Source organism: Pseudomonas sp. CCI3.1 (assembly GCF_034313985.1).
Lineage (GTDB): Bacteria > Pseudomonadota > Gammaproteobacteria > Pseudomonadales > Pseudomonadaceae > Aquipseudomonas > Aquipseudomonas psychrophila.
The window spans coordinates 5,264,151-5,284,239 of record NZ_JAVIWO010000001.1 but is presented as its reverse complement, the minus strand read 5'-3'; the positions used below and the strand labels follow the sequence as shown (position 1 = coordinate 5,284,239).

The 20,089-nt window shown below is 58.1% G+C and carries 13 protein-coding genes and 1 pseudogene; 3 read left to right on the top strand and 11 right to left on the bottom strand.

Annotated elements, in window-relative coordinates:
• Nucleotides 1-86: 86 nt before the first annotated feature.
• From RGV06_RS24335 to RGV06_RS24310, 6 genes are all read right to left on the bottom strand, one after another.
• Entirely contained in the window at nt 87-1,583 is a 1,497-nt protein-coding gene (locus RGV06_RS24335) for an efflux transporter outer membrane subunit (RefSeq protein ID WP_019828954.1), read from the bottom strand.
• A complete protein-coding gene (locus tag RGV06_RS24330) occupies nt 1,580-4,687 on the bottom strand; it encodes an efflux RND transporter permease subunit (RefSeq protein WP_198822622.1) in 3,108 nt (1,035 codons plus the stop codon). The genes RGV06_RS24335 and RGV06_RS24330 overlap by 4 nt, the downstream gene beginning before the upstream one ends.
• Nucleotides 4,684-7,785, bottom strand: a complete 3,102-nt coding sequence (locus RGV06_RS24325) for an MdtB/MuxB family multidrug efflux RND transporter permease subunit (protein WP_322151637.1) — start codon at nt 7,783-7,785, stop codon at nt 4,684-4,686. The genes RGV06_RS24330 and RGV06_RS24325 overlap by 4 nt, the downstream gene beginning before the upstream one ends.
• On the bottom strand, nt 7,782-9,089 hold the full coding sequence (locus tag RGV06_RS24320) for an MdtA/MuxA family multidrug efflux RND transporter periplasmic adaptor subunit (RefSeq protein ID WP_322151636.1): 1,308 nt from the start codon (nt 9,087-9,089) through the stop codon (nt 7,782-7,784). The genes RGV06_RS24325 and RGV06_RS24320 overlap by 4 nt, the downstream gene beginning before the upstream one ends.
• 338 nt (nt 9,090-9,427) lie before the next feature.
• Complete coding sequence (gene tpx / locus RGV06_RS24315; protein ID WP_019828950.1) at nt 9,428-9,928, bottom strand: thiol peroxidase; 501 nt, start codon at nt 9,926-9,928, stop codon at nt 9,428-9,430.
• 203 nt (nt 9,929-10,131) lie between these two features.
• Nucleotides 10,132-10,800, bottom strand: coding sequence for a DUF3313 domain-containing protein (locus RGV06_RS24310; protein ID WP_019828949.1), 669 nt, complete (start codon nt 10,798-10,800; stop codon nt 10,132-10,134).
• A 337-nt stretch (nt 10,801-11,137) separates the two neighbouring features.
• Between RGV06_RS24310 and ccoN the strand changes: the two genes are divergently transcribed.
• The 3 genes from ccoN (at nt 11,138) to tal (ending at nt 13,932) form a co-directional block, all read left to right on the top strand.
• A complete protein-coding gene (ccoN, locus tag RGV06_RS24305; protein ID WP_019828948.1) occupies nt 11,138-12,565 on the top strand; it encodes a cytochrome-c oxidase, cbb3-type subunit I in 1,428 nt (475 codons plus the stop codon).
• Between the two features lie 58 nt (nt 12,566-12,623).
• Complete coding sequence (locus tag RGV06_RS24300; protein ID WP_048351979.1) at nt 12,624-12,854, top strand: hypothetical protein; 231 nt, start codon at nt 12,624-12,626, stop codon at nt 12,852-12,854.
• A 154-nt stretch (nt 12,855-13,008) separates the two neighbouring features.
• A complete protein-coding gene (tal, locus tag RGV06_RS24295; RefSeq protein WP_322151635.1) occupies nt 13,009-13,932 on the top strand; it encodes a transaldolase in 924 nt (307 codons plus the stop codon).
• Between the two features lie 229 nt (nt 13,933-14,161).
• On the opposite strand, the pseudogene RGV06_RS24290 reads toward tal, so the two are convergent.
• From RGV06_RS24290 to RGV06_RS24270, 5 genes and pseudogenes are all read right to left on the bottom strand, one after another.
• Nucleotides 14,162-14,461: pseudogene (locus RGV06_RS24290) on the bottom strand (hypothetical protein); the annotation flags it as partial.
• A 72-nt stretch (nt 14,462-14,533) separates the two neighbouring features.
• Complete coding sequence (locus tag RGV06_RS24285; RefSeq protein ID WP_048351977.1) at nt 14,534-16,984, bottom strand: TonB-dependent siderophore receptor; 2,451 nt, start codon at nt 16,982-16,984, stop codon at nt 14,534-14,536.
• A 152-nt stretch (nt 16,985-17,136) separates the two neighbouring features.
• Nucleotides 17,137-18,120, bottom strand: a complete 984-nt coding sequence (locus RGV06_RS24280) for a FecR family protein (protein ID WP_322151634.1) — start codon at nt 18,118-18,120, stop codon at nt 17,137-17,139.
• Entirely contained in the window at nt 18,117-18,641 is a 525-nt protein-coding gene (locus tag RGV06_RS24275) for a sigma-70 family RNA polymerase sigma factor (protein WP_037032778.1), read from the bottom strand. The genes RGV06_RS24280 and RGV06_RS24275 overlap by 4 nt, the downstream gene beginning before the upstream one ends.
• A gap of 148 nt (nt 18,642-18,789) precedes the next feature.
• On the bottom strand, nt 18,790-20,067 hold the full coding sequence (locus tag RGV06_RS24270; RefSeq protein ID WP_046809771.1) for a serine/threonine transporter: 1,278 nt from the start codon (nt 20,065-20,067) through the stop codon (nt 18,790-18,792).
• Nucleotides 20,068-20,089: the final 22 nt, after the last annotated feature.

Genomic DNA, 20,089 nt, shown 5'->3' with positions numbered 1-20,089 from the left:
CGGTGCATCCGTAAAATCGCGATGATGCCTTCGCGAGCGGGCTCGCTCCCACAAGGGCGGCTGGGCAAGCACCATCAGGACAGGATTTATTGTTCCCGGGCACTCAGGTCGATGTTGCCATCCCAGCCGCCCCCCAGCGCCGCAATCAACTGCACGCTGGCAATCAGCCGGCTTTGCAGCAGGTTGAGCACGCTGCGCTCGGTACTCAGAGCGGTGGTTTGTACTGAGACCACGTCCAGGTAAGCAATCAGACCGGCCTTGTACTGGTTGTTGGTCAAACGCAGCGATTCCCGGGCCGATTCCAGTGCCTGCTCCTGCACAACCGACTCATCTCCCAGCACCTTCAATTGCACCATGTAGTTTTCCACTTCCCGCAAGCCGTCAAGCACGGTCTGACGGTACTTGGCCACGGTCTGGTCATACACGGCTTCGTTACGATCCACCTCTGCCGAACGCTGGCCACCATCAAACAGCGGCAAGGCAATTTTCGGCCCCACCGACCAGAAACGGTTCGGCACGCTGATCCAGTCCTGATACTGGCTGCTGCTGTAACCGCCCGACAGGCTCAGGCTGAAATCCGGATAATAAGCAGCTTTAGCCACACCGATATTGGCATTGGCGGCGATAACCGAACGCTCCGCCGAAGCGATATCAGGGCGCCTTTCGAGCAATTGTGAAGGCAGGCTGACCGGGATCTGCGGCAACGTGGGCACATCTTTGATTTCAGCCAGATTGAAGCCCGAGGGTGCTTGCCCTGTGAGCACTGCAATCGCGTTTTCAAACTGCGCACGCTGCCAGATCAGATCGATAAGACTGGCCTGGGTGTTGCGCAACTGGGTTTGTGCCTGAGCCACCGCGTCCTTGCCGGAAATCCCTGCCCGGTACTGGTTTTCACTCATTTTCAACGAGCGCTGATATGCCTCGACCGTAGCCTCCAGCAAACGCTTTTGCTCATCGATCACCCGCAGCTGCAGGTAATTCTGCACCAGTTCCGACTGCTGGCTCAGACGCATTGCGGCCACATCGGCCAGGCTGGCTTGGGCACTGGCCTCATTGGCTTCCAGGCCACGACGCAACTTGCCCCACACATCAGCCTCCCAGCTCACCCCGACCTGAGCATTCAAAGTGTCACGAATACCGCTGCTGGAGCTAGTCAGGCTGGAGTTGGAGCTACCGGTCCCCTGACTGGAGCGGGTTTTGCCCACGCTCAGGTCGGCACTCGGCAAAAAGGCCCCGCGCGCGCTGCGCACCAATGCCTGGGCCTGACGAAACTGGGCTTCGGACTGCGCAATGGTCTGGTTGGAACTGTTTAGGGTTTCAACCAGCCCGTTGAGCTGCTGATCACCGTACAACTCCCACCAGGCACCACGGGCTAATGAGTCGCTGGGGTTGGCCTGAGTCCAGCCAGCAGCCTCCTTGTACTCAAGCGGCGCTGACGTTTGCGGCCGCTGGTAGTCCGGGCCAATCGCACAGGCACTGAGCAATACGGCGGACAGCGCCAGGCCCAGCAGGCGCGAGCCACGGGCCAGCGGCCAACGTCGGGACGACAGAGCCGGTGCAAGAGTAAGCAAACGAGAGGTCATAGCGGAGTTTCCAGAGCAGCATCAGTGCGCACGCCACGCCATTTGTTGAAACGATGGCGTAAACGGTCGAGATAGAGGTAAACCACAGGGGTGGTGTAGAGGGTCAGGATCTGGCTGAAAATCAGCCCGCCGATAATGGTCAGGCCCAGGGGCTGGCGCATTTCTGCACCTTCGGCGGTGCTCAGCATCAGCGGCAAGGCGCCGAGAATAGCCGCCAGGGTCGTCATCAAAATCGGCCTTAAACGTTGCAGGCACGCGCTGCGGATCGACTCTTGCGGGCCAAGGCCGGAGTGTCGCTCCAGTTGCAGCGCAAGATCGATCATCAGGATCGCGTTTTTCTTCACCACACCGATCAGCAAGAACAAACCGAGCAGTGAGATCAAGCTGAACTCACCGCCCGTGAGGTAGATACTCAGCAGCGCACCCACCCCGGCCGATGGCAAGGTCGACAGAATGGTCAGTGGGTGGATGTAACTCTCATAGAGAATCCCCAACACCAGATACACCGCCACCAACGCACCCAAAATCATGAACGGCTGGCTTTTTTGTGTGGCCGCAAACGCATCGCCCGTACCGGCCATTTTCACGATCACTTCTTCGGGCAAGCCGAGTTTTGCGACAGCCCTTTCAATGGCCGCTGTACCTTGCTCAAGCGTCACGCCGGGAGCCAGATCAAACGCAATGGTCTCCGAGGCGAACTGGCCTTCGTGGGATACACGGTCGTTCTGCAGGCTGTTTTCGTAATGGGCAATGGTCGATAACGGAATCCGCTGACCATCGGCGGTAATCACCTGCACCTGATTCAGGGTTTCGGGGTCCTGGGCGTATTTGGGATTGACCTCCATCACCACCTGATACTGGTTCAGGCTGTCGTAGATGGTTGAAATCTGCCGCTGGCTGTAGGCGTTGTTGAGCACGGCAGTGACCATGTCCATATCCACGCCCAGGCGCTTGGCCTGATCACGATCGACCACCAGCGTCACCTGCTGTGCGCCACGCCCTTCGCGGGCATCGATGGCTGTCAGCTCCGGCAGCTCCTTGAGGGCAGCCACCACCTTCGGATACCAGGTGCGCAACTGGCCTAGGTCGCCACTTTGCAGAATGTAGGAATATTGCGAGCTGGTCTGATCACGCCCGCCGCCAAACTGCAGGTCCTGGTCGGCCATCAGCATCAGGCGGCCACCGGGTACCTTGGGCATGTTTTCGCGCAAGCGTTCGATGACCTTTTGCGCGGACACATTGCGCTCTGAAATCGGCTTGAGGCGCACGATCATGAACGCATTGTTGGTGCCACCGTTGCCGCCAATAAAGCCTGCGACACTCTCGACCGCCGGGTCGGCCAACACAGCCTTACGGAAGATTTCCATCTTCGGCTGCATCACGCTGAACGACAGGCCATCGTCGCCGCGAACAAAGCCGATCAGTTGCCCGGTGTCCTGTTGCGGCATAAAGGTCTTGGGCACCACGACATACAGCGCAACGTTGACGCCAATGGTCACCAATAGGCTGAATAGGGTCAGGCGCTTGTGCCGCAGCACCCAGTCCAGGCTACGGGCATAACCACTGACCATGCGCTCGTTGAGCCGTATGCTCCAGCGTTGCATGGCGTTTTCAGTGCCCGGCACATGGGGTTTAAGCCAGCGAGCGCAAAGCATCGGCGTCAGGGTCAAAGACACCACCAGCGACACTACAATCGAAGCCGCGAGGGTGATGGAAAACTCGCGGAACAGGCTTTCGACAATCCCGCCCATGAACAGAATCGACAAGAACACCGCCACCAGCGACACGTTCATCGAGAGCAAGGTAAAACCGACTTCCTGGGCCCCCAGGTACGCCGCTTTCATCGGTGCAATACCGGCATCAATGTGTCTCGAGATGTTCTCCAGCACCACGATGGCGTCATCCACCACCAGCCCGGTCGCCAGAATCAAGGCCATCAATGACAGGTTGTTCAGCGAGAAGCCGTACAGGTACATGATCGCAAAAGTGCCAACCAATGAAACCGGCACTGCCAGCGTCGGAATCAGCGATGCACGGAAATTACCCAGAAACAGGAACACCACCAGAATCACCAGCGCCACGGCGATCAGCAGGGTCATTTCGGCTTCATGCAACGTGGCCTTGATCACCGGCGAACGGTCCATCGCCAGGTTCAGCTGGACACTGGCCGGCAGCACCGCTTGCAGGGCCGGCAATTGGGCCTTGATCGCGTTCACGGTCTCGATGATGTTGGCACCGGCCTGGCGGTTGACCACCAGCAAGACTGCCGCATCGTTATTGAAAAAACCGCTGTTGTAACGGTCTTCGACACTGTCCTTGACCTTGGCCACATGGCTCAGACGCAGCGCTGCGCCGTCCTGGTAGCGAATGATCAGGGGCTCGTAATCCTTGGCTTTTTCCAACTGGTCGTTGGCCTGGATCTGCCAGTTACGATCACCGTCGGACACCGCGCCCTTGGGTCGACGCACGTTGGCATTGGCGATGGTGCTGCGCACGTCATCCAGCGAGACACCGTACTGGTTGAGCAGCTGCGGCTCCAGTTCGATACGCACCGCGGGCAACGAACTGCCGCCAATCTGCACTTCGCCCACACCCGGCACCTGGGACAGGCTTTGGGAAAGAATGGTGGAAGCCAGGTCGTAGAGCTGCCCTTTGGAAAGCACCTCGGAGGTCAGCGACAGCACCATGATCGGCGCTTGTGACGGGTTGATCTTTTTGTAGGTCGGCATGCTTTTCATGCCGCTGGGCAACAGGTTGCGCGAAGCGTTGATCGCTGCTTGCACTTCTCGCGCAGCACCGTTGATATCCCGGTCCTGATCGAACTGCAAAATCACCCGGGTCGAGCCCTGGCTAGAATTGCTGCTCATGGTGTTGATCCCGGCAATAGCGCCAAAGGATCGCTCCAGCGGCGTGGCCACGGTTGACGCCATGACCTCGGGGCTGGCTCCCGGCAGGTTGGCCGACACCACAATCACCGGGAAATCCATTTGAGGCAGCGGCGACACCGGCAGCAAACCAAAGCTCACCCCCCCCAGCAACATGATTGCCAGGCTCAGGAGCATGGTGGCTACCGGGCGCTTGATGAACGGGCCGGACAGGTTCATACAGACGCCTGCTCAGCCTGGGCATCATCACCGCGCCAGCGACGACCCAATCGATCGAAATACAGGTAAATCACCGGGGTAGTGAACAGGGTCAGCACCTGGCTCACCAGCAAACCGCCCACCATGACCAGGCCCAGCGGCTGACGCAGTTCAGCCCCCGAACCGGTGGCCAGCATCAACGGTACAGCACCGAACAGCGCCGCAAGGGTGGTCATCAGAATCGGTCGGAAGCGCAGCAACGCGGCTTGATAGATGGCCTGCTCGGGGGCCATGCCCTGATTACGTTCGGCATCGAGGGCGAAGTCGATCATCATGATCGCGTTCTTCTTCACGATACCGATCAGCAGGATGATGCCGATAATCGCAATCATCCCCAGGTCATTGCCGCTGAGAATCAGCGCCAGCAAGGCACCGACCGCCGCCGACGGCAGGGTCGAGAGGATGGTGATCGGGTGGATGTAGCTCTCATAGAGCACACCGAGCACGATATACATGGTCACCACCGCAGCCAGAATCAGCAGCAAGGTGCTCGACAGCGAAGCCTGGAACGCCTGCGCTGCACCCTGGAACTCAGTCTTGACCCCCAGCGGCATGCCGATGTCCTTTTGCACTTGATCGATCAGCTCGACTGCCTGGCCCAAAGCAACGCCTGGGGCAAGGTTGAACGAGACCATGACCGAAGGGAACTGGCCGATGTGTGAGATTGCCAGTTGCGCCTGACGCTCTTCGACCTTGGCCAGACTCGACAGCCGCACCTGGCCGCCGTCGGTGGTTTTCACATGGATCTGATCCAGGGCTTGGGGACCGATCTTCTCGCCGTCCTTGGCCTGCAGCACAACGCGGTACTGGCTGGCCTGGGTGTAGATGGTCGAGATCTGGCGCTGGCCAAAAGCGTCGTACAGCGCGTCAGTGATAGTGGCGACCGACACCCCAAGGCGCGAGGCCGCATCACGGTCAATCACCAAGTACACCTGCAAGCCTTTGTCTTGCAGATCGCTGGCCACATCGGCCAGTTCAGGTTGATTGTTCAGTGCCGTTACCAGTTTTTCGCTCCAGGTGCTGAGCAACTCGGCATCCGGCGAAGACAGGCTGAACTGATACTGGGTGCGGCTCACACGGTCTTCGATGGTCAAGTCCTGCACCGGCTGCATAAACAGGCGAATCCCTGCCAGCTTGTCGAGTTGCGGTTGCAGGCGCGCAATCACCTCGGTAGCACTGTCGCTGCGCTCGCTGTGAGGCTTGAGGTTGATGAGCATGCGTCCGCTGTTCAGCGTCGGGTTATCACCGTCCACCCCGATATACGACGACAGGCTTTCAACATCCGGGTCTTGCAGGATGATCTTGCCCAACGCTTGCTGACGCTGACTCATGGCGCTGAACGAAATCGACTGCGGCGCCTCGGAAATTCCCTGGATCACCCCGGTGTCCTGCACCGGGAAGAACCCCTTGGGCACCACCATGTACAGAAACACGGTCAATGCCAGAGTACCGATAGCCACCAGCAGGGTCAGCGGCTGGTGCTTGAGCACCCACTGCAACATGCGCCCGTACTCGGCAATCATCCAGTCAATCACCGCGCCGCTGGCACGGTAGAAACGCCCCTGCTCTTGCGGCTTGGGTTCTGCCTTGAGCAAGCGGGCGCACATCATCGGCGTCAGGGTCAGCGAGACCACCAGCGAGATCAGGATCGCCACCGCCAGGGTGATCGCAAACTCCCGGAACAAGCGCCCCACCACGTCGGCCATGAACAGCAGCGGGATCAGTACCGCAATCAGCGACAGGGTCAGCGAGATCAGGGTGAAGCCGATCTGTTTGGCGCCCTTGAGCGCCGCTTGCATCGGGCTGTCGCCCTCTTCGATATAGCGCGAAATGTTCTCGAGCATGACGATGGCGTCATCCACCACAAAACCGGTGGCGATAGTCAGAGCCATCAGCGTCAGGTTGTTGATCGAGAACCCCGCCAGATACATCACCCCAAAGGTGCCGACCAGCGACAGCGGCACGGCAATCGATGGAATAAGGGTGGCGCTGGCGCGACGTAAAAACAGGAACGTCACCATCACAACCAGCGCGATGGCGATCAGCAATTCGTACTGCACATCACGTACCGAGGCGCGGATGGTTTGGGTACGATCGGTCAGCACCGTGACATCAATACCCGCCGGCAGGTTATCGGTGATGCTCGGCAGCAGCGCCTTGATCCGGTCCACCACCTCAATCACGTTGGCACCGGGCTGGCGCTGGATATTGAGCAACACGGCCTGATTTTCGTTGGCCCAGGCGGCAAGACGCTCGTTTTCGGCGCCATCGACAATTTCGGCTACGTCCTTGAGTCGCAGCGGCGCGCCGTTGTTGTACGCCAGGATCAGCTCGGCGTATTCCTGCGGGGTTTTCAACTGGTCATTAGCGTCCAGCATCGAGACCCGGGTCGGGCCATCAAAGTTACCCTTGGGCTGGTTGACGTTGGATGCCCCGATCAGGGCCCGCACATCCGACAGGTTCAGGCCATTGGCGGCCAGCGCTTCAGGGTTGACCTTGATCCGCACGGCCTGGCGTTGACCGCCGGCAATACTGACCATGCCAACGCCGCTGATCTGGGCGATTTTTTGCGCCATGCGCGTATCGACCAGATCATTGAGTTTGGGCAACGGCATGGTTTTGGAGCTGATCGCCAGGGTCAGCACCGGGGTATCTGCAGGGTTGACCTTGTTGTACACCGGCGGCGCCGGTAAATCGTTGGGCAACAAGTTGCTGGCGGCGTTGATCGCGGCCTGCACCTGTTGCTCGGCAACATCCATGTTGATATCGAGATTGAAGCGCAACGTCAGCACCGATGCGCCACCGGAACTGGTCGAGGCCATTTGCGTCAGACCCGGCATTTGCCCGAACTGACGCTCAAGCGGCGCCGTCACGGCACTGGTCATGACATCCGGGCTGGCCCCGGGATACAACGTCATCACACGGATTGTCGGGTAGTCGACCTGAGGCAAGGCCGACACCGGCAGCAAGCGATAGGCAATAATCCCGGACAACACAATGGCCAGCATGCACAGCGTGGTTGCGACCGGGCGAAGGATAAACAGCCGCGACAGATTCATTCGTGGGCCTTGGTCTTGGCTTTGTCAGGGGCCGGGGCTGTATCGGTGTCAGGGCCGCCATCCAGCAGTTGCCCTGCGGCCGTTGTTGGCACTTCAACACTGTCATTGACCACTTCGACTGCACCACCGTCGCGCAGACGGTCCGTACCTTCGAGCACCACTCGATCACCCGGCACCAGGCCGTCTTCGATCACTGTCACATCGCCGTCAGTGGCGCCCACTTTAATGGTGCGGATCTTGACCTTGTTGTCGCCGTCCATTGCATACACGAACGAGCCGTTGGTGCCGAACTGAATGGCCGCTGTCGGCGCAAGCACCACGTTTACCAGGGTGTCGGCCAGCAGGCGGACATTGACAAACTGGTTGGGGAAAAGCACTTGATCGCGGTTCTCGAACAGCGCCTTGAACTTCAGGGTACCGGTGGTGATATCAATCTGGTTGTCGATGCTGCTCAACACACCCACTGCCAGCTCTTTGGTGTCACCCCGGTTCCAGGCCTGAACCGGCATTTTCGCGCCGCTGCGATAACGCTCAAGCACCAGTGACAGATTGGTCTCGGGCAAGGTAAAGGCGACCACGATCGGCTCGGTCTGGGTGATCACAACCAGGGCCGTGGTGTCGTTGGCTGCAACCAGATTGCCGACATCCAGTTGACGCAAGCCCACACGGCCACTGATCGGCGCACGGATCTTGGTGAAGTCCAGATTCAGCTTGGCATCATTGACGGCTGCCTGATTGGTCTTGACCGTGCCCTGATATTGGCTGACCAGTGCTTCGGCTGTATCGAGAGTCTGCTTGGCGATACTGTCTTCGGCATACAGGCCGCGATAGCGCTGTACATCAACCTGGGCGTTTTTCAATTGGGCCTGGTTCTGCAGCAGGGTGCCTTCGGCTTGCAGCAGGGCGTTCTGATAGCTTCGCGGGTCGATTTCAGCCAGCAGCTCGCCAGCCTTGACCATCTGCCCTTCCTTGAAATAGATCTTGACCAGCTCTCCCGCCACGCGACTGCGTACGTTGATCGTGTTGAGTGCAGTCACTGTGCCCAGCGCCTTGAAGTACACCGGAAAATTACCCTGCGTGACTTCCGACACCCTGACTGGCACGGCCTGAGTCGACCCGCCAAACCCGGGACGCATCATCCCTGAGCGGCTGGTGTGCCCTGCGGGCTGATCGCTCGTGGCCTTTTTCGGGGCAGAAGGCCAGAGCCACCAGCACAGGCCAAGGACTATCAGCAAGACCAGCAGGCCAAACAGCCAGAAACGGGATTTGTGGGAAACAGAGGATTGCATGGAGTGATCAACCATTAGCGCGAGCGATAATTTTCAGGAAGTCGAACGATAAGCAGTGCGAGCCGTTATGAAAAGGCTCTTTACCGGCTATTTACGTTATAGAGGGGTCATGAGCAAAAGATGACAGTCATTGTGGGGGCTGGATTGCCAGACTTCAGATCTGGAGGGGGCCACACTACCTGTGGGAGCTGGCTTGCTCGCGATGGCGTCACCGCAGCTGTACCGATGCACCGCAGCGCCCCCATCGCGAGCAAGCCCGCTCCCACAAGGGTTGCCGGATTACAGAATGGGACGCAAAAAAAAACGGCCTGGCACCTCTCGGTGCCAGGCCGTTTTGGGTCTAGCGGTACGACTTACTTCAAAACAGCCAGGGCTGCTTCGTAGTTCGGCTCTTCAGCGATTTCTTTTACCAGTTCGCTGTGCAGCACGTTGTCGTTTTCGTCCAGAACCACGACCGCGCGCGCAGTCAGGCCAGCCAGCGGGCCATCAGCGATTGCAACTCCGTAGTTCTCGATGAACTCGCGACCGCGCAGGGTCGACAGGTTTTGCACGTTTTCAAGGCCTTCGGCGCCGCAGAAGCGGGCCTGAGCGAATGGCAGGTCAGCCGAGATGCACAGCACCACGGTATTGGCCAGTTCGTTGGCCTGAGCGTTGAACGTACGCACGGAGGTCGCACACGTCGGGGTGTCAACGCTTGGGAAGATGTTCAGCACTTTACGCTTACCAGCAAAGCTCGCCAGTGTTACGTCGGACAAATTACCTGCAACCAGCGAAAACGCTGGCGCCTTGGAACCTACTGCAGGCAGTTCGCCGTTGACTTGAACAGGGTTGCCTTTAAGCGTCACTTGAGCCATGAACGATGTCCTTCTTAACAGTTTTTGAAGAGGCCGAAGTTAAACATGAATCAGGCGGACGACCTACGGCCTGAGCATAAAATCTCACGCCTCTCATTACAAAAAGACTATTCCCACAACCCTTCATGCACTTCTGCCAAAACTGACGAACACGCCAGTGGTAGCGAGCGTGCTCGCCCCCACTGAGGCACCACCGGGTGCAATTACTTTTTCAGTTTCAGATACGACTGGTGCAAGTCCGCAGCCCAGGTATCGATGACATTCTTCACATCATCGGCCTTCATGGCCTGGCTGCTGTTCGCCAACGGCTTGCCAGTGCCTTTGCGCACGACCTGGGCCACCACATCCTGGCTTTGCCCGTCGATAAAGACGGCTTCGGTAGCCAGTTCGGTATCCTGATCGCGGATGCCCGACGCCGTGCTCACCGCCGCTGCCACCAGCGCTACCGGAATATATTCATAAGGCGCCAGGCTCGCGGTCTCGCTGCTGACTGCGGTGATGGCTGCCCGCACCACAATCACACCCGGACCAGGGGCACTGGCCAATGGCAATGATTTGCTCAGTTCACGTTTAAGGGCCTGATCGTAGTAGTTGGTGATTCCGTTCAACGTACTTTGCGGGATTTTCTCCGTCGGCTTGGGTGCCGGGTACAGCTGAGTCGGCTCGATGTACACGCTTGTGTACTCGTTCACCTTCAGGTTTGGGTCTACCCAACGCATCACTTCAGCACCAGAGGGCGACTTGGCCTCTTTTAGGCGGCTGTAATCCTTTAGAAAACCGGAGTATTCGTCCGGCTGCTGGACCTTGCTCGCACAACCGACCATCGCGATCGAGGCGACGCACAACGTACCGATCATTAAACCAAGCTTCATTCTGTAACTCCTGTGGGGGGGCGGCCGTAGGAACGCGCCCATATAGGTATAGCCAAGCCTTGGAGAATCGCCGCAGAACCAGGTTGTATCCGTCGATGAATGTGCTGGAGCAAACATTAAACAGAGAGCTGCACCCTACAGTTCAGTTAAAAATTAATATCAAAAAAACCTTAAAAACCAGATCAGTTTTGAAAAAAACCCATTAAACAAAACAAATAATCTGATCCGCATAAATTCTGATTTTCTGAATCTGTCTTGTTTTACTCAAGCTTCCTAAAGTTCACCCTGCGCCAGACCACGAGGCCTGGCAGGACTTTGAACCGTGGAAGACTTGAGCATGAGCACAGCACAAAACGGGCAGGCCTATAACTATAAGGTCGTCCGCCAATTCGCCATCATGACTGTGGTGTGGGGGGTAGTCGGCATGGCCATGGGCGTATGGATCGCCTCACAACTGGCCTGGCCGCAAATGAACCTCGACCTGCCCTGGACCACCTTCGGCCGCCTGCGTCCATTGCACACCAGCCTGGTAATTTTCGGTTTTGCCGGCAGCGCCCAATTTGCCGCCAGCTATTACGCCGTACAGCGCACCTGCGGCGTGCGGCTGTTCTCCGACAAGCTCGCTGCCTTCACTTTTTGGGGCTGGCAGTCAGTGATCGTGATCATGCTGGTCACCCTGCCCCTGGGCTACACCACGACCAAGGAATACGCCGAAATCGAGTTCACCGGCGCCGTCTGGATGACCGTGGTCTGGGTGGCCTACGCCATCGTCTTCTTCACCACAGTGGTTCGACGAAAAACAAAGCACATCTATGTCGGCAACTGGTTTTTCGGCGCGTTTATTCTGGTGATTGCCATGCTCCATGTGGTCAATCACCTGGCCATTCCTGTGGACTGGTTCAAGTCATATCCGGTCTACTCCGGCGCCACCGATGCCATGGTGCAGTGGTGGTATGGGCACAACGCCGTAGGTTTCTTCCTGACAACCGGCTTTCTCGGAATGATGTACTACTTCGTACCCAAGCAAGTCGGCAAGCCGATTTACTCTTATCGCCTGTCCATCGTCCATTTCTGGGCACTGATCACGCTCTATATCTGGGCAGGCCCTCACCACTTGCACTACACCGCCTTGCCGGACTGGGCGCAATCGCTGGGCATGGCAATGTCGATCATCCTGCTGGCACCGAGCTGGGGCGGCATGATCAACGGCATGATGACCCTGTCGGGGGCCTGGCATAAGTTGCGTACCGACCCGATCCTGCGCTTTCTGGTGCTGTCGCTGGCCTTCTACGGCATGTCGACCTTCGAGGGCCCGATGATGGCGATCAAGACCGTCAACGCCCTCTCCCATTACACCGACTGGACCATCGGCCACGTACACGCCGGGGCTTTGGGCTGGGTGGCGATGATTACCTTCGGGGCGCTGTACCACATGATCCCGAAAATCTTCGGCCGCGAGCAGATGCACAGCATCGCGCTGATCAACCTGCACTTCTGGCTGGCTACCATCGGTACCGTGCTCTACATCGCCTCGATGTGGGTCAACGGCATCACCCAGGGCCTGATGTGGCGGGCGATCAACGATGACGGCACCCTGACCTACTCGTTTGTCGAGTCTTTACAGGCCAGTCACCCGGGCTTTGTCGTACGCCTGGTGGGCGGGCTGTTCTTCCTGTGCGGCATGTTGCTCATGGCCTGGAACGTATGGCGCACGGTGCGAGTGGCCAACCTCAAACAGGCCGAACTGGCCGCCCGGATTGCTTGATCCCTTTGCAGCGCAGGCCACAAGGCTTGCGCTTGCCCTCCAGCAAGGAGCGTTGCACATGCTCGAAATAGCCCTCAACAGCTGCGCTGTGATCAGTATTTACTGCGCCGTCAGCTGGTGCTTGAAGCACAAAACCGAGAAAGACATCGACGAAGCCAGCCTGATCCCGTTTGCCGACGACCCGGAGGTGGCACGCAGGGTTGAACTCGCCACCGGCAAAACCGTCAATGCGGTGCAGATCTGCGAGCCAGAGCCGTGCAAGCCAGGGTGGAGCAAGATGGAGATTTGACGTTAAGGTAATGGCACTGCGACAGATTAAATCTGCACGATTGGTTGCACTGAGAAGGTGTTCAGCGGCATTCTGCCACTCACCGTTCAACGAACTAATGATCGCCGACGCAATCAATCTGTACGCCATTAATACCTTTTCGACAGAGACGCTCATGACTTCCAAGCTGGAACAACTCAAGCAGTTCACCACCGTGGTCGCAGACACCGGCGACCTCGACGCGATTACCCGTCTCAAACCTGTGGATGCAACCACCAACCCGTCGCTGCTGCTCAAGGCTGCAGCAATGCCCGGCTATGCCGAACTGCTGAAAAACGCCATCAGCCACGCCAAAGGTGATGTGGGCCTGGCTTGCGACCATTTCGCGGTATCGGTAGGTAGCGGTATCTTGAATGTGATACCGGGCCGTATTTCGACTGAAGTCGACGCCCGCCTGTCGTTTGACGAACCCGCCCTGCTGAAAAAAGCCCACCAGTTGATCGAGCTTTACGACAAGGCTGGTGTAGGCCGCGACCGCGTGCTGATCAAGCTCGCCTCGACCTGGGAAGGCATCCGCGCGGCAGAGAAACTGGAAAAGGACGGCATTCAAACCAACCTGACCCTGTTGTTCTCGTTCGCCCAGGCCGCTGCCTGTGCCGATGCCGGGGTATTCCTGATCTCGCCGTTCGTAGGTCGGATTTACGACTGGTACAAGAAGTCCACCGGCGTTGACTACACCGGCTCCGATGATCCGGGCGTGCAGTCCGTAACCCGTATCTACAACTACTACAAAGCCAATGCCTACAACACCGTGGTGATGGGCGCCAGCTTCCGCAACCTCAACCAGATCGAGCAACTGGCCGGCTGCGACCGCCTGACCATCAGCCCCGACCTGCTGGAAAAACTGGCACTGGACGACGGCCAGCTGGAACGCAAACTTGTCCCTGGCCACGCAGGCGAACCGCGCCTGATACTGAACGAAGCGCAATTCCGCTGGGCCTCGAACGAAGATGCAATGGCCACCGAGAAACTGGCTGAAGGCATTCGTCAGTTCGCTCGCGACCAGGAAAAACTTGAGGCGCTGCTGTCAGGTAAATAACCTTTCAACTGTGGGAGCGAGCAGGCTCGCTCCCACAAGAAGCCCTGCACAATACCGTTGCCCCCCTCCTCCAATCCCATCATCGGTTCGCAATAACCCGCCTCACGTAACTGTGTGAGGTCCGCACAGGTGTAAACCTGATACTTGTGCTTGAGCCCCAGCGGGAATTCGCAGTAGCGCATGACACCCTCCAGCATGGCAGTTTCGACGCTCAGGGGCGGTCGGTCCTCAGCACATCGCAGCTGTAACGGTAGTGGTTGTCCATCATCAACCGCCCGTCATTTTCCACCGTGCTGGAGCAGGCGCCCTGATGCAACACCGCACGCACTTCGCCCAGTTGATGGCTGGCAAAGCGCTGAACGAATTCACTCTTGCCAACGTAATCGGCGATATCGCAGTCCGCGAGATTGCGGCACTTGTCGCCATCGGTTAGATCGTCCACGGCGATGATGTCACGCTCGCCGCGCCGGTTAAGGCCCCTTGCCAGTGATAAAGGCACAAGTGACACACGGCACGCTGGCAATGAAATCGCTGGGCCTTGTCCGCAAATTTGTGGCGCTGAGTCTGGTCGACGCCGCGCCCCTGCAAGACGAAACAGTCGTCAGAAACGGTACTTCATGCCCAGCATCAGGTTGCGCGGGTCGCCGTAGTAATAGGTTGAATACAAGCCATACCCGCTAAGGTATTCACGATCGAATACGTTGTTCAGATTGACCGAGGCACTCAAGTCTTGAGTGATGTCATAGCGGGCCATCAAGCCGACCACCGCGAAGCTGCCTTCCTTGGCATCAGCTTTGATCGATGAGTCGAGCTCGCTGTAGGTCGAGCCTTGCCACGTCAGGTTGCCGCCCACGTTCAGATCCTTAAGATCACCGGACAGCTGATAGTTGGTGGCCAGTTTGAACAATTGCTCGGGGTGATTACTGTTGATCCGCTTGCCCTCCTTGTCCCGTGGCTGGGCGTAGGTGTAACCCGCCAGCAATTGCCAGCCGCTCATGACTTCGCCGGAAATTTCAGCCTCAAAGCCTTTGGTCTTGGTGCCACTGACTGCTTTGTAGGCATCCTGGCCATCGGCGCGCATACCGTCGTATTCGGCGTAGTTGTCCTGCTTGATCAGAAACAGGGCAAAACTGGTGTTCAGGGCACCGCCAAAATACTCCGACTTCAAGCCTGTTTCGTAGCTTTGCCCGGTCACGGGGGCGAGCACTTTGTTGTCGCGATCGAAGTAGCTTTGGGGAGTAAAGATGTCGGTATAGCTGGCATAGACCGAGTGGCTTTCGCTCAGGTCATAGACGATCCCTGCATAAGGGATCATTTTTCCGGTTTTTTTGCTGTTATCGGTCGTCGGAGTAGTTTGCGCCGCGTTATACGTCATTGTTCCCTTGCGATCGTAGTTCACCACTCGGGTGCCCAGGATCACCGACAGATCATCTGTAGGCTTGAAACGCAACGCTCCGTAAGCCGCCGACTCTTTGGTCTTGTACTTTTGCTTCAGACCCCGGCTCAAGTCCGTAGGACGCGGCGCGTCATTGTTCCAGTTCTCATAATTGACGGTCAGGTCATCCGCATTCATTGCCAGATAGTCCGTACGACCATCGCTGACATTCATCCCCACCACCAGTTCATGGGTCCGACCCAAAAGCTCGAATGGCCCGGTCGCATAGGCATCCAGGGTATCGGTCTTGATCTCGAAGGTTTTGGTACCGCTCATGAATTGAGCTTGACCCGTGGCTTTATCGGGGAAAGGTCCCCACCCCACCAGATTCCCCTGCAACTGCTCGGTATTGCCCTTCCAGTGACTGGCCTCGACTTTAAGCAGCCAGTCGTTGTCAAAACGTTGCTCAACCCCTGCGAAGTATTTGGTGCTTTCGCTGTCGGCATAGGCCCACTTGGCTGCTGGATTCATCGAGCGGCTGAAATGGGTTCGGCTGCCATCGCTGTAATACAGCGGTAATTGGCCAAAACTTGAGCCGTTGGAGTTAATCCGCTGATAGTCGATACCGGCATAAGCGGTGGTGTCATCGCTCAAATCTGCTTCGGCGATGCCATAAAACACGTCCTTGTCAGAGGAGTAGCGATCGATGAAAGAACGACCCTCTTCGCGAGCTGCAACCATACGACCACGTACCGCACCGTTTTCAGTGAGCGGCCCGGACAGGTCCAGTTCGGTGCGATAACGGTCCCACGAACCGCCGCTGCCCGATGCATACCCCTGAAACTCCTTGGTCGGACGTTTGCGCACCAGATTCACCGCGCCCGATGGGCTGCCCACGCCACTCATCAGACCGGTGGCGCCGCGCACCACCTCTACACGGTCGTAAATAGCCATGTCACGCATGCCCAGGCCATTGGTGTTGGTGGTGAAATCCGAGGTCGGTACGCCGTCGTACTGAAAGTTGTCCAGGGTAAAACCACGGGAATAGAAGTTGTACCGCTCGCTGTCGTCATGCATCACGGTGATACCAGGGGTTTGCGCCAGTACTTGAGCGATACTCCCCAACCCCTGATCGGTCATCTGCTGGCGGGTAATTACCGTGACAGATTGCGGTGTTTCGCGCAGCGAAAGAGGCAGCTTGGTCGCCGTACTGGTTTCACCGGTTGTGTAGGAATTGCTGCCCTCTGTGGTGCCGCCTAACCCCAGCCCTGTGACACTAGTGGCTTGCAGTTGCAATTGCGCACCGTCCGAGCTCAACGGATAGAGTATCCAGACGCCATTGGCGCCTTCAGTGGCCGTCAGGCCACTGCCTTTTAGCAAGTTCTGCAAGCCCTGCGCCACATCGAAACGCCCCTTGAGTGCCGGCGCCTGCTTGTTTCTGACCAGGCTCGGATCATAAGGCAGGGAAATATTGGCCTGCTGGGCAAAGCGGTTTAACGACGCTTCCAGATCACTGGCTGGCACGTCGAAACTGCGTTGGGCACTGATGGGGGCGGCGCTGGCCAGCGAGAACGGTTGCGTGGCCGCCAGCATTGCGCCGCCCAGTAACACGGTTTGCAAGGCCAAGGCCAGGCGGCTGCGGGAAGGCAATGAAGGGTTGCGATAAACACGGGACATTGGCGCGGGGCTCCTGCAATAAATAAGTCTTATGCCTATCTGTCGAAGGACACGCGAAAACCCGCAAAGAAATTTGATAATTATTCGTATTTGTAATACTCGGCAAAAAACGGCTTGCACAAAATCCTTCAGCAGCACCCAGGTACGATTGCCTACGCCGCCACAATCCTCGTCCAGAACCGTGTCCTGTGCTCAATTCGAACTGGAAGCGACTGGCTCAGGCTTTCCAGCGCATGGTCGATACCCTCGAGCTGAAACACCCCGGACACCCGCAGGTCTCTGACCGCCGGATCGCACTGCAACCAGCCGTGGCGATAGCGCGCGAGCTCTTGCGCCAGGTCCTGCAAACGCATCTGCCTGGCCACCAGCACACCGCTTGCCCAGCCACTGGTCGTGAACCCAGACGCCGGCTGCGGTTGCGCCGAACGGGCGTTGATCAAATACTCGCCCCCGGCTTGCACCAGTACTGGTCGGGCATCAGGCATGTGAATCGCCACCACCCCCTCCTCGACCAGCAGCCGGGTACGCCCGGATTCCTGACGCACGTCGAATGCCGTGCCGATGGCCTGCAATCGAGCCTCACGGGTGTGAACCCAAAACGGTCGGCGACCGCTGACAGAAATCGGGTCCTGGCCCGTGCGGACAAAAATCTCACCACTGCGCAACACCACCAGCCGCTGTTGCTCCGTGAACAGCACATCAGCAGAACTGTCGGTATTGAGCTGCAAATCCGTGCCATCCACCAGATTGAACAATCGCCGCTCACCCACACCAGTGGCATAGTCGGCGCCAAACGTACGCCACGGTTGCTGCTGGATCGCCAAAGCCCCCGCCCCGGCGCCCAGCATGCTCAACCCCAGTACTTTGAGCGTCTGGCGGCGCGAGCGCAGGCGGCCACTGCCGGCCAGGGTGTCCAGTGCCACACGACCGGAGAGTGCCGAGGCCTGACGCAAGGTCGTCTCGGTCAGTTGCAGGGCTTGCCAGGCAGCTTCGTGGCTGGCGTCGGCGGCGCGCCATTGCTTGCACGCGGCAAACACTTGCGGTTCAGCCGCGCCGGATTGGGTTTTCACCAGCCAGTCAATGGCCTGATCGAGCACATGGGGCGCAAATTCGACCTGCGTGGGGCTACCGCTCACAGGGTGTGACGCGCGACAAAGCAATGGCGGATGGCCGTGGCCATGTACTTTTCAATCGAACTCAGACTAACCCCAAGGCGCTCGGCAATCGCCTGATAGCCAAGCCCTTCAAGGCGTGAAAGCAAAAAAGCAGTTCGCACCGCAGGTTTCAAGCCATCGAGCAGCGCATCGATTCGGGTCAGGGTTTCCAGGAGGATCAAACGCTCTTCGGGAGCCGGCATCTCCTGCTCGGGCAAGTGCGCAATGGCTTGCAGATACGCCTGCTCGACTTTCTGGCGGCGAAAGCGGTCAATCAACAAACCCTTGGCGATGCTGCTCAACCAGGCACGCGGCTCACGCAACTGCGCAACCTGCTCCGGTTTGCCCAATACATAAAGGAAGGTGTCTTGTGCCATGTCGGCAGCATTGTCGGTATCACGCAAACGCCGCCGCAGCCAGTTCACCAGCCAACCGTGGTGATCGCTATAAAGGCTATGCACGTCTGCATGCAGCAACGGTGGGTTCGACGGGGATGGCGACACGGGAACCCTCGGGACGTGCTGTCAGCACACTGCGAATAGGAATGGGTCGCAATCATATTCGCAGTACTGGCCAGACTCAAGCCTTGGGCGGCTTGCGAGGGCAATCATGCAATGTCGCCGCACAGAACGGCGGCGACTGGGGCAAGGATCAAGGGATAAGCGAGTACACCAGCGACGAAATCGCGATCAGGCCAACAACCGTCACGAAGACGTTGGAGATCTGCCCCGAATACTGGCGCATGGCTGGAATACGGCGAATCGCGTACATCGGCATCAGGAACAGGATGGCTGCAATCACCGGCCCGCCCATGGTTTCGATCATGCGCAGGATGCTTGGGTTCAGCGTTGCCACCGCCCAGCACACCACCAGCATGAACGCGGCAGTCATGCGGTCGAGGTTTTTCGCTGCAGGGCGCTTGCCGGTTTTCAGTACCAGGCCTTTAAGACCTTCACTGGCGCCGATGTAGTGGCCCAGGAACGACTTGGCAATGGCCACAAACGCAATCAGCGGCGCAGCAAAAGCGATGGTCGGGTTGCTGAAGTGGTTGGCCAGGTAGGACAGGATCGACAGGTTCTGCGTCTTGGCCTCAAGCAGTTGCTCCGGCGACAGCGTGAGTACGCAGCTGAACACGAAGAACAGCACCATCACCACCATCAGCAGGTGGGCGCGGGACAGGATCTGCGAGCTGCGCTCATCGGCATTGGCACCATAGCGGCGCTTCTGATCAACGGCGAACGCCGAGATAATGGGCGAGTGGTTAAAGGAGAACACCATCACCGGGATGGCCAGCCATAAGGTGTGCAGCAATGCAGAAGGTGCAGGCAGCGTGGTCGCGGTACTCAGAATGCCGCCGTTCCAGTGCGGAATCAGAAACACGGCCAAAAACAGCAACGCGACAATAAACGGGTAGACCATCATGCTCATGGCCTTGACGATCACTTGTTCGCCGCAGCGCACCACAATCAGCAAGCCCAGAATCAGAACCAGCGCCAGAATTGCCCGTGGCGGAGGCGTGATATGCATTTGATTGAGCATAAAGCTGCCAACTGTGTTGGTCAGCGCTACGCTGTAAATCAGCAAAATCGGAAAAATCGCCAGGAAGTACAGCAATGTGATCACTGCGCCGGCGCGCAGGCCAAAATGCTCTTCAACCACGTCAGTGATATCTGAGCCTTCGCGCCCGGAGAGTACGAAGCGGGTCAAGCCACGGTGAGCGTAAAAGGTCATCGGGAACGCCAGCAGCGCCAGGATCAATAACGGCCAAAAGCCGCCAAGCCCTGCATTGATTGGCAAGAACAAGGTACCTGCGCCAATCGCTGTGCCGAACAGGCCCAGCATCCAGGTGGTGTCATGACGATTCCAGCGACTGAGAGTCGCAGGGGTCTCGTCGAAGCGTTCGTCGACGCTGTTAGCCTGGTCATTCATCCGGTCGAATCTCCGCTAGCCG